The sequence below is a fragment of the Candidatus Aquicultor sp. genome (genome assembly GCF_054640775.1).
On the sequence record NZ_JBTSLF010000098.1, the window covers coordinates 1 to 10,181 of the forward strand.

At 50.5% G+C, this 10,181-nt stretch carries 9 protein-coding genes; 4 read left to right on the forward strand and 5 right to left on the reverse strand.

Going from position 1 to position 10,181, the window contains the following annotated elements; genetic code table 11:
• Positions 1 to 366, reverse strand: a 366-nt coding sequence (locus tag ACYC56_RS08995; RefSeq protein ID WP_461373847.1) for an MBL fold metallo-hydrolase, incomplete at its 3' end; no start/stop codon positions are given.
• Between the two features lie 867 nt (positions 367 to 1,233).
• Between ACYC56_RS08995 and ACYC56_RS09000 the strand changes: the two genes are divergently transcribed.
• The 3 genes from ACYC56_RS09000 to ACYC56_RS09010 are packed head-to-tail and all read left to right on the forward strand — an operon-like array spanning position 1,234 to position 3,099.
• Positions 1,234 to 1,968 carry a SpoIVB peptidase S55 domain-containing protein gene (locus ACYC56_RS09000; protein ID WP_461373848.1) on the forward strand — a complete coding sequence of 245 codons (735 nt, stop codon included), beginning with the start codon at positions 1,234 to 1,236 and terminating at the stop codon, positions 1,966 to 1,968.
• Positions 1,958 to 2,326 (forward strand): hypothetical protein, encoded by a 369-nt coding sequence (locus ACYC56_RS09005; RefSeq protein WP_461373849.1) that lies wholly within the window; start codon positions 1,958 to 1,960, stop codon positions 2,324 to 2,326. Before ACYC56_RS09000 ends, ACYC56_RS09005 begins: the two co-directional genes overlap by 11 nt.
• Positions 2,293 to 3,099 (forward strand): S-layer homology domain-containing protein, encoded by an 807-nt coding sequence (locus tag ACYC56_RS09010; RefSeq protein ID WP_461373850.1) that lies wholly within the window; start codon positions 2,293 to 2,295, stop codon positions 3,097 to 3,099. The genes ACYC56_RS09005 and ACYC56_RS09010 overlap by 34 nt, the downstream gene beginning before the upstream one ends.
• A 7-nt stretch (positions 3,100 to 3,106) precedes the next feature.
• Here ACYC56_RS09010 and ACYC56_RS09015 read toward each other — a convergent pair whose 3' ends face one another.
• Together ACYC56_RS09015 and ACYC56_RS09020 are read right to left on the reverse strand one after the other, a co-directional pair.
• On the reverse strand, positions 3,107 to 4,750 hold the full coding sequence (locus tag ACYC56_RS09015; RefSeq protein WP_461373851.1) for an MDR family MFS transporter: 1,644 nt from the start codon (positions 4,748 to 4,750) through the stop codon (positions 3,107 to 3,109).
• 50 nt (positions 4,751 to 4,800) lie between these two features.
• Positions 4,801 to 5,046, reverse strand: a complete 246-nt coding sequence (locus ACYC56_RS09020; RefSeq protein WP_461373852.1) for an AbrB/MazE/SpoVT family DNA-binding domain-containing protein — start codon at positions 5,044 to 5,046, stop codon at positions 4,801 to 4,803.
• Positions 5,047 to 5,255: 209 nt separating this feature from the next.
• Between ACYC56_RS09020 and ACYC56_RS09025 the strand changes: the two genes are divergently transcribed.
• Positions 5,256 to 7,727 (forward strand): sensor domain-containing protein, encoded by a 2,472-nt coding sequence (locus ACYC56_RS09025; RefSeq protein ID WP_461373853.1) that lies wholly within the window; start codon positions 5,256 to 5,258, stop codon positions 7,725 to 7,727.
• Between the two features lie 9 nt (positions 7,728 to 7,736).
• On the opposite strand, the gene ACYC56_RS09030 is transcribed toward ACYC56_RS09025, so the two are convergent.
• Together ACYC56_RS09030 and ACYC56_RS09035 are read right to left on the reverse strand one after the other, a co-directional pair.
• Complete coding sequence (locus tag ACYC56_RS09030; protein WP_461373854.1) at positions 7,737 to 8,951, reverse strand: PP2C family protein-serine/threonine phosphatase; 1,215 nt, start codon at positions 8,949 to 8,951, stop codon at positions 7,737 to 7,739.
• A 131-nt stretch (positions 8,952 to 9,082) separates the two neighbouring features.
• Positions 9,083 to 9,649 carry a flavin reductase family protein gene (locus ACYC56_RS09035; protein ID WP_461373855.1) on the reverse strand — a complete coding sequence of 189 codons (567 nt, stop codon included), beginning with the start codon at positions 9,647 to 9,649 and terminating at the stop codon, positions 9,083 to 9,085.
• Positions 9,650 to 10,181 lie beyond the last annotated feature (532 nt).

The window sequence follows — 10,181 nt, forward strand, 5'->3', positions numbered from 1 at the left end:
AATAAGGCCCGCACTTAGGATTTGACCATCCGATAATTCCACATCAACTGTTAATTTCTCTTCCGGCAACTCATCGTGCATATAAGCCGGGACGAAGCTTATATCATTCAGCAAGAACATATCCATCCCATGAATACAAACCTTCGCACCAGTTCTTTTTGCAACCATTTGTGCTCCGAACACATGGTCCCAGTGACCGTGTGTCAAAACGATATACTCAACGTTAAAGCCCCTTTTATCTATCAGCTCTATTATCTGGTCTTCGTCTCCACCTGGATCAATAAGAATCGCCTCTTTTGTGTTTTCATCAGCCACTATATAACAATTCGTATCCAGGTAGCTTACAACTAGCTCTTCAATAATCATGATTCTCCTTACAACCTATTCTTAAGAAGACCCTCTACTATTGGTTATTATCTTTACAAGACCATCTTGTACCATATTAACAAATATATGAACTCGAAACTCAACCAATAATCTTTATCAGCCTGCAAGACCAAAACTCCCATAATTACTCTTTGGAGCTCTGGGGACATCTTCGGGACATTCGTAAATTATGACCTGTTGCCCACGGTTGCCTCAGACTACAGGAGGGTTCAGGAGTGTCTGATAAGCTTCTCATATCTGCTTCTACCTGGCGCATATAGTATTTGCTGCCTATTTCATGCATGAATTGCTACCCTTTAACAGCTAGCAAATATATGCGATTAAACGTTAGTCCGATAGATCCATCACGATTAGCTTGTTCGCTAAATTCATCTTTTATTATTTGACGAAAATTATCTATATAATCAGCATCAAAAGGAAAGGAGTGATTGGAGCGTATCTACGGATTTTGCGGATTCTCTTGGGAGTTAGAGAGTAGTATATAACCCATATCCGTACCCCATAACTGTAGGCAAAAATACGAAAAACCGCTCTACAAAGCGGTTTTTTCAAGAGTTATCGTGCGCTAAAAAAGTGCTCCCCGGATTGGATTCGAACTCTGGCAGTGCTATCCCTATGAAAAATCTATGAGTTCTTACAGTACAACAATCTCTGCCTAAACCTCATGTCCTCCCTATGAGTTTCGGTGCTCCTACGACTACTACTAACAAAATAGGGTATAAGTGTACCGGTATCATTGCGAACCAACATTTTGGATGAATACCCTTTATGCGAAACAGAGCGCTAATTGCCATTTCGCTGTCTGTTATTTTGTCTACGATTTCATCTACAAAAACGGGAGGTACTATGAAACGACCCGCTTTATTGGCAGCTTTAATCGGGCTTTTTCTTATACTCGTCTTGGCCTCTGCCGCCCCTGCGTTTGCCGAGAGTCTTCCCATAATACCGCTGTCCGATGTAAAGCCGGGGATGAAAGGGATTGCAAGAACCGTAGTTAAGGGTACGGGAGTCTCTGAGTTTAACGTCGAGGTTCTGGATGTCGTCAATGCGCCGGAGTTGGCCAGGGGAATCGAAAACATCATACTGATCAAGGCGAGCGGAGACCTTATCGATCAAACAGGCGGAATCGCAGAGGGAATGAGCGGGAGCCCTGTTATCATCGACGGCAAGGTCGTCGGCGCCATTTCTCTTTCTATGGGGATACTTACCGATGAGGCAATCGGGGGCGTAACGCCGATCGAGGACATGCTCAAGGTGGATACTACGCCAACTGCCGTATCGACATCGACTGTCGGCATAAAGCCGATTACCATCGCCGGTCAAACATTCTCCAGGCTAAGGATAGCTCCAACATTTGCGGCGGCATCCGAGCAAAGCCAGGCGCATCCCGGTACGCTTACGCTCTATCCGCCGCAAATACCGCTGTGCTGCACCGGCATCACCCGCCGGCAGATAAAGGACAAACTGGACAGCGATCTGTCGAAGTATAATATGAAGCTGGTACCCGGAAGCAACCAATCCGTTCAGCCGACGCCACCGCTTGGGCCGGGCAGTTCGAGGCACAGCCAGGGTGAAGTTTAAGATTGAAGCCAAGGGGCTTCCAAAACCGCTCATACGCGACAACATGTTCTTTGACGACAACGATGTCGCCCAATCCTCGTTCTCGGAGTTGATTGACGCGATAACTATGCTTGCAACCAACCGGTTCAAAAAAGTCACTATCTCAACGATCACCGTCGAAGCGGACGTGACCAGAGCGCGCAAAGCAATCCGCATCGACGCTATTAAAGTCCTGGATAAGAAGCCCGCAGCGGGAACAGTTGTAAAAGTCGAGATAACTATACTCCCTGGACGGAAGAGAACCGCTTCAATGGAAACCGGCAAACCATGGTTATTCCGTTCAGAATGCCGGGCACCCTCACACCGGGCCCCGCCGTGATCATCGCGCATGCCGGCGAACCAACACCATCAAGGCCGTCGAAAACCCTGCCGGCCCTGGTCGAACAATTCGAAGAGCGACAGCAAAGCAACGAGATCATTCTCGAAGTCGCGCCCGGCGAAGACGATATCGGGTCGGCCGGCAGGACCATCTTGGACTTCATCGTAGAGGGCGAGGCGAGCGCGCCGGTAAATATCCAGCAAGGGTCGAGCTTCCTCGATGTGCCGGCCGGTCACTGGGCGTCAGACGCGACCCTTCGACTCGCGAATAGTAAGATAGCGAACGGCTATCCCAACGGGACGTTTCACCCCGAAGCTGTCATCTCCAGACAGGAATTAGCCGTCCTCCTGGCAAAAACTGCTAACCTTTCTCCAATCGACACTGCGGAGAAACGCTTTGCCGATGTCGGCCCGCACAGCTGGTCGACTGGTTATATTAATAGTGTGGTAAAAGCCGGATATCTTGACGGGACGGGGGCGACGCTCTTTGACCCTCAAGGTAAGGCGACAAGGGCGCAGGTCATCAAAGCGATTATCAACGCTTCACCGTTCAAATCCCGCGCCGGGAGCATCTCCCCGCAAGAGGTTGCCGCCACCCTCTCCCGCTTTAGCGATGTAAAATATATGCCGGAATGGGCGAAGAAACACCTTGCCGTCGCCGTTGAGAATGGCTTGGTAGGGGGCTACCCCACGGGAGAGCTTCGACCGAATGTCGCCATTACCCGCGCTGAGGTTTCCAGGCTCCTGGTCCAGGGATTAATCGAAACCAAGTAACCGGCGATTAGTCGAAAGCCGGCTCGTCTTTGGGCAGCAAAACGGCCTGCTCTGAAAGCATCTCGGCCCCCGCCTCCTGCATCGCCGGGCGTTCGTGGTGGGTCTTGCGGAGCGCGATTTCCTTCATAAAGAACATAAGCACAACGCCGGCTACCATAATAAAAGTGGCGATCAAGTAAATACCGGTTATACTATCGGAGAGCGCAAGGCGTAAATCCCCCAATATGACCATGAACGGCTTTTGCGCCACGGGTGGCAGCTTGGCCATCACGTTCTTAAGATCACCCACGTTCATCATCATTTTCGGGTCCTGCAGACTTTGCATCATCGGCTTCGGCAGCATCCGCAATGTCTGAGCATGCTTAGCCAACAGGTCGCCCATCTCGGTTTTCAGGTTATTATTCATAACGCTGCCCATGATCGCAACGCCAACGGTACCGCCGATCGAGCGGAAGAACTGCGTCGCTGCCGAAACAACCCCCAGCTTATTATGCGGAAAGGCATTCTGAACCGCGATCGAAAAGATCGGCATGGTCACCCCAAGGCCGCCGCCCACCAAAATCATGTCCCGCACAACCTCAGAATTTTGCGTATGCACAGTCATGATCGATAGCAAGTACATGCCGAATGTTGAAACGGCGAGACCTACAATACCTATCACCTTATACTTACCGGTCCGAGACATTACCTGACCGGTAACCGTGCTTGATATGACCATTGATATCATCATCGGGAAGAGCAAGAGGCCCGAGTTGGTCGCAGTTTTGCCGATAACCCCCTGAATGAAAATCGGGATATAAGCAATGGTCCCAAACATGCCGAGGCCGGTGACAAATAAGGTCGCCATCGATACGCTGAAGATCTGATTCTTAAACAAATCCAGCGCGATGATCGGCTCTTCTGCCCGGCTCTCGATAAAAAGAAATGCAATTAACATAACCGCCGCCACAGAGAAAAGAGCAACGATCTCGGTCGAGCCCCACGGATACTCTGAACCGCCCCAAACAAGGGCTAGCAAAAGCGGGATAATACTGCTCAGAAGCGCGGCCGAGCCCAACCAGTCGATCTTGCGTCCTTTATGCCCGGCGATAATCGGCATAACTTTTAGAAGCACAAGGACAGAGAGGATGCCGAATGGGATATTGATATAGAAGTTCCAGCGCCAGCTCATATGGTCGGTGATATATCCGCCGACAAGCGGCCCAAGAATACTGGCAAGGCCGAATACAGCACCCATGATCCCGCCCCACTTACCTCGCTCGGCGGGAGGGAAGATATCACCGATGATCGCAATCGCATTCGCCATCATCGCCCCGCCGCCGATACCCTGTAGACCCCGGAAAATGATGAGCTGGGTCATCGATTGAGATAACCCCGAAAGCGCCGAGCCTATGATAAATATTATGATACCGCTTATAAAAAACCATTTACGCCCATATATATCGGAAAGCTTACCGTAGATAGGGACTATTGCCGTCGAACCGAGCATATACGAAGTGAATACCCATGAGAGCATGTTAAGCCCGCCAAGCTCGCTCACGATTCGCGGCATCGCCGTTCCTACTATCGTCTGATCGAGCGCTCCAAGGAGCATTCCTAAAAAGACGCCGATCATGATTAGAATTTTTTGCCTGTTTGCGATTGTTTCCATCCTATCACCTCTCAAAGCTACTATTAGTCCTTTTATTGCTAGTCGTTTTATCAGTCGTTTTCCGACCGGTTTATCAGCTGCTCGATGCTCTGCGCTTTATTGGTAAGATGTTTGACTAATCGACCGAGTTCTTCAGCTTTTACCATGAGAAGTCCCGAATGGTTCGGACCCGCAAAGAATAGAAGCTTATTGCCCGGCTCGATCCCCAGAGCGCGCCGTGCTTCTGCCGGTATCGCGACTTGGCCGCGCTCACCGACTGTGGCAGTGCCCAGAAATGACTGTTCGTGGTTGTGCATGTAATTCCCCTCTCTACATGTATTTTCATACATATCTGAGCAGAATACCGCATTTACTACCGGCCGTCAATAAAATAACCTCATTTTCCTCGGGTTTTAGTTGTCCAGAATGTTACAAAGTCGGTTACAAATTGCTAAAACCAACCGGTACTCTGCCGATAGTTACTAAGATACTTACTAATGAAGTAAGTGTGAAAGGAAAATAAGCCATGCCTAAAGCCAGTACCGGGGGAAACGATAAGCGTGAGCACGCTAAAGATCTGTCCTTGCGCTTAGGCAGGATTCTTAATAACTCAGCTAATGAGATATATGTATTCGATACCAAAACCTTGCATTTTGTCCAGGTAAACCAGGGTGCGTGCGAGAACCTCGGCTATACCATGGAGGAGCTTACTAAACTCACACCGCTCGATCTTAAGCCGGAGTTTACCCCCGAGACCTTCGAGTTCCTGGTAAAGCCATTGCGTGATGGAACAACGTCCGTAGTAGTGTTTGAAACCCTGCACAAGCGCAAAGATACTACACTCTACCCGATTGAAGCCAGGCTTGAGCTATCTTATACCGAAGAGCAACCACTTTTTGTGGCAATCGTACAAGACATAACAAAACGGAAGTCCGCAGAGAATCTTCTAAAAGATAGCGAAGAGCGATATCGCCGCCTTGTCGAACTCTCGCCTGATGTCATTGCAGTTCACAGCGAAGGCAAAATCGTCTATATAAACCCGGCCGGAGCCCGGCTCTTCGGCGCGCGAAAACCGCGCGATTTAATCGGGAAACCGGCGCTTAGCTTTGTTCACCCCGACTTCCATGAAACCGTGAAGAGCCGCTTTCAGCAGATGCAACAATGTAAAGCCGTAGGGCTGACCGAGGAGAAATTCATTGGGCTCGACGGGCAGATAATCGATGTTGAAGTCGCCGCTACACCTGTTATTTTCCAGGGGAAACAAGGCGTGCAGGTTTTCGTCCGCGATATCAGACAACGCAAGCGCACCGAAGCGGCACTGCGTGAAGCTAAAGACCGTCTGGAACAGCTCTATACCGTTATCCCAAGCGCACTCTTCACAGTGGATAAAGACGGTAGGATAACCAGCTTTAACAAAAAAGCCGAGGAGCTGACCGGCTATAGTGCAGCAGAGACCATCGGAAACAAGTGCACGCTTTTTGCCCTCAATCCATGTGCAAAAGGCTGCGGGTTGTACTCCCCCAACGTTGCAAAGCCGTTTGCGGCCAGGGAATGTACTATAAAAAGAAGGGACGGAGAGGTGCGGGCGATTTCTAAAAACGCGGACCTCTTGCGTGACGCGGATGGCGAGATAATGGGTGGAGTCGAAAGCTTTGAGGATATCACCGAGCGCAAAAAAGCTGAGGAAATGCTCAACTCGATGGCATATTACGACCCACTGACAGGTCTCTCGAATAGGATATTGTTCAACGACCGCCTTGGATTGGCACTGGCGCAAGCGCGCCGCACTGCGGAAATGCTTGCGGTCCTCTATATCGACCTTGATAATTTTAAAGCCATTAACGATACCCTCGGGCATGCCATTGGGGATCAACTTTTACAGCTGGTCGGCAAGCGGCTTAAAAACTGCTTGCGCGGCGGAGACACAATCGCCCGCCTCGGCGGAGACGAGTTCGTCTTATTGCTTCCCCAGATACGGTGTGCAGAAGATGCCACCGTGGTCGCTAAGAAGTTGCTCGAATCGTTTAGCGTGCCGTTCGATCTCGAGAGCCATGAGCTATTTATAACCACCAGCATTGGTATCAGCCTTTACCCGTACGATGGCGAGGATGCCGAAACAATGCTGAAAAACGCAGATACCGCCCTCTACCGGGCTAAAGAGCAAGGGAAGAACAACTACCAGCTCTACACGTCGGCCATGAACGCCAAGGCATTTGAAAGACTGGCCCTCGAAAACAGCATGCGAAGAGCGCTGGAGAGGGAAGAGTTCGCCGTATACTACCAGCCGCAAGTGGATCTCACTTCAGGACAAATCATCGGCATGGAGGCCTTATTGCGCTGGCAACACCCCGATCTGGGACTGGTATACCCTTCGGAATTCATCGGTCTTGCCGAAGAAACCGGGCTTATCATCTCTATCGGTGATTTTGCGCTTAGAACCGCCTGTAAACAAAACAAGGCCTGGCAGGATGCCGGCCATCCGCCGATACGCATGGCGGTGAACCTCTCGCCGAAGCAGTTTCACCAGCAAAATCTGGCTGATACCATTGCTCAAGCGCTACAGGATGCGAATTTACACCCAAGCTTCTTAGAGCTTGAGATTACCGAGAGCGTCGTCATGAAAGACACGACGAGCGTGTCGGCCAGCCTCTACAGGCTAAAAGATATGGGCATACAGGTCACCATCGACGATTTTGGCACCGGGTATTCCTCGCTTAGCTACCTCAAGCGTTTTCCAATAGACGGGCTTAAAATCGACCGTGTGTTTATAAGGGCCCTTACTACCGACCCAAACGACGCGGCCATCGCAAAAGCGATTATCGCCATGGCCAAAAGCCTTAACTTGCGGGTTGTTGCGGAGGGTGTGGAAACCACGGATCAGTTAGAATTCTTACGCTCGCTCAAATGCGACGAGATACAGGGCTACCTTATAAGCCGTCCGGTACCTGCGGATGAGGCAACGGCGCTTTTGGCGGATAGCAAACAGCGTTGCGCCTAGTTGTCAATTTCACGACCTCTTGATGGCAAGGATAGCCATATCGTCGCTGAGCTTGCCGTTGGAAAAGCGAAGGGCCTCGTCCCTGAGGTGCTCGACAATGGCGCGGGCGGGTGCGTGTCGTACGTCCTCGATCACCGAGACAACGCGCCCCTCGCCAAAGAAATCCCGCTCGCTGCGGGCTTCAATAAGACCGTCGGTATACGAGAGGAAAACAGCGCCTTTATGAAGCTCGATCTCGCTTGCCCGGTAAGCCGGCTCTTTATCGACCGCAAGCACGATTCCACGCAATTCCAATAACCGGCAACTGGAATCACACAAAACCGGAGAAGGATGACCGGCGCTTATCAGTTGTAGGCGGCCGGAAGCATCGTAAATACCGGCCAAAGCCGTGGCGAATTGACCGGGGGCCAGCTCTGCCGCCAATGCCCGATTTAACCTCAGCATACAATCGGTGAGATCGAGATTCTCGCGAATAAATCCCCTGAATAGCGAGCGAATCGTAACCGCGTCCGTGGCCGCTTCGAGGCCGTGTCCCGATACATCGCCGACGATAAAAGCGGCTTTACCATCATCCACCTCAAAGATATCGACCAGATCACCGCCGATCTTCGTCCGTTCTCCTGAGGGAAGATAGATCGAGGCCACCTCTAAGTCTAAAACCCGCCGCGGAATATCGGGCAGCAGCCCTTCTTGGACTATCCGGCCGACCTCCGCTTCCACTAACAGGTCCTTGCGCTGGACCTGAAAATAGGATGTGGCGATTGCGGCAAGTGCCGCATGGAGAAACTCGTCCATTCCTAACAGCCATCCAAGGGTTTTCTCGGATTGGGGCTCAAGCAAAAACTGCAGGTAGCTCTCCTCTAAAAAATGCAGGCTTATTATAAGCGCCTCGTAAGGGAAATTACGGTGCGCTAAATCGGCACCCGCTTCCTCAAGGTGTGATATACAAAGCTCGAGTTCGCCGATCTTCATGCATGCAAGCATATCGTGAAAGAGATTGCCGAATAATTGCCGAAGATCCTCGCGGCTGAGGCCTGGCGGTCGCCATGCGCTAAACTGAAGCCGTATCCAGCCCTCAACAATCTCTTTCTCGTAGGGGATCAGCCGCTGTGCCACTTCTTTTAAGGCTTCCTTATCAATCCGGCTAAACTCCACGATCCGGTATCCGATAAATGCGCTTGTATGCCCGGCATTCTCCTTCTCTTGCCCGCGTCTCTTATTCACTCGCAATTCACTCTACCCATAGTTTATGAGGCCTCTCTTGCCTTTATTTATTGCCTTACCTGCCATCTTGATGATTCAAGCTTAGCGCACGCCGTGCGGTTATGCAATTTGACGTAGCAACAGGGCGTTCCCTATAATTCCTTTCCCAGTGAAAAGGCCTTTCCAAGATAGGTGCCGACCGCATGGTAGGTCGAACTCGCCGGGGCATAGATGACCGGCTTGACCTTCTCTATGGCGGGGCTCCCATCATCTGCGAGAACGCTTTCGTCCGCTTTGACGTCCATAATCTCGCCGATAAACTGCGTATGAAGGCCGATCTCGATGGTATGGAGCACTTTGCACTCGATGACCAGCGGGAATTCCGCTATATAGGGGGCGTCGACCAGCTCGCCTTTGACGGCGGTAAGCCCGGTATCGGCGAACTTGTCGGTGCTCTTGCCCGACGTGACACCGAAGTAATCTGCCTTCTTGATGAGATCCTCAGAAGGAATGTTTATCGTAAAGGCGCCTCTCTCGACGATATTGCCATACGAGTATGTGGCTTTGCGCAAGGAAACGGCGATACATGGGGGTTTTGAGCAGCAGATACCGCCCCAGGCGGCGACCATGCCGTTCGGTTTGCCCTCCTTATCATATGAACCGACAATCCATGCCGGAGCTGGAAAGGCGATGGTTCTTGCTCCTACAGACTTTTTCATACTACCTCCTGACATAATTACCACTGTCTCTTAGGTACTGATTAAGATACTGATTACTACTAGTTACTACTAAATTACGTCTAAAACCCGATTTTCCTCTATAATTCCCATTTCAACTCAGGCAGTATGACTGACCTGGGCCGGATAAGCCGGTAACGGCTGAAAACATCGATATTCGGCAGAGCAAACCATGCTTTTGCTCGGTGTGCGGGTTGGCAACAGCGCTTAATAAGTGTAAAATAATATACAACAAAATGAACGCGTGAAACGAATCGCCTACTGCCATGGGTGGTTCGTTTCTTTATTTTGCATTATCTTGCATATCTAGCGCCCTCACATCTTTATCCCGGCGGCTAGATTTGGTATTATTTGTATGCTTAGGTAATCTTATTGTCAATTACAACCCAACTAGAAGCTCGCGCTTTAAGCGGTTAGTGTGACTACAATCTAACAGATAGGTGGCCTGCAATCATATGAAAAAAAATAGCTGTTGCCAAGAGAGAGAAAAATCCTGTAAGGGTGTCTTTGGATT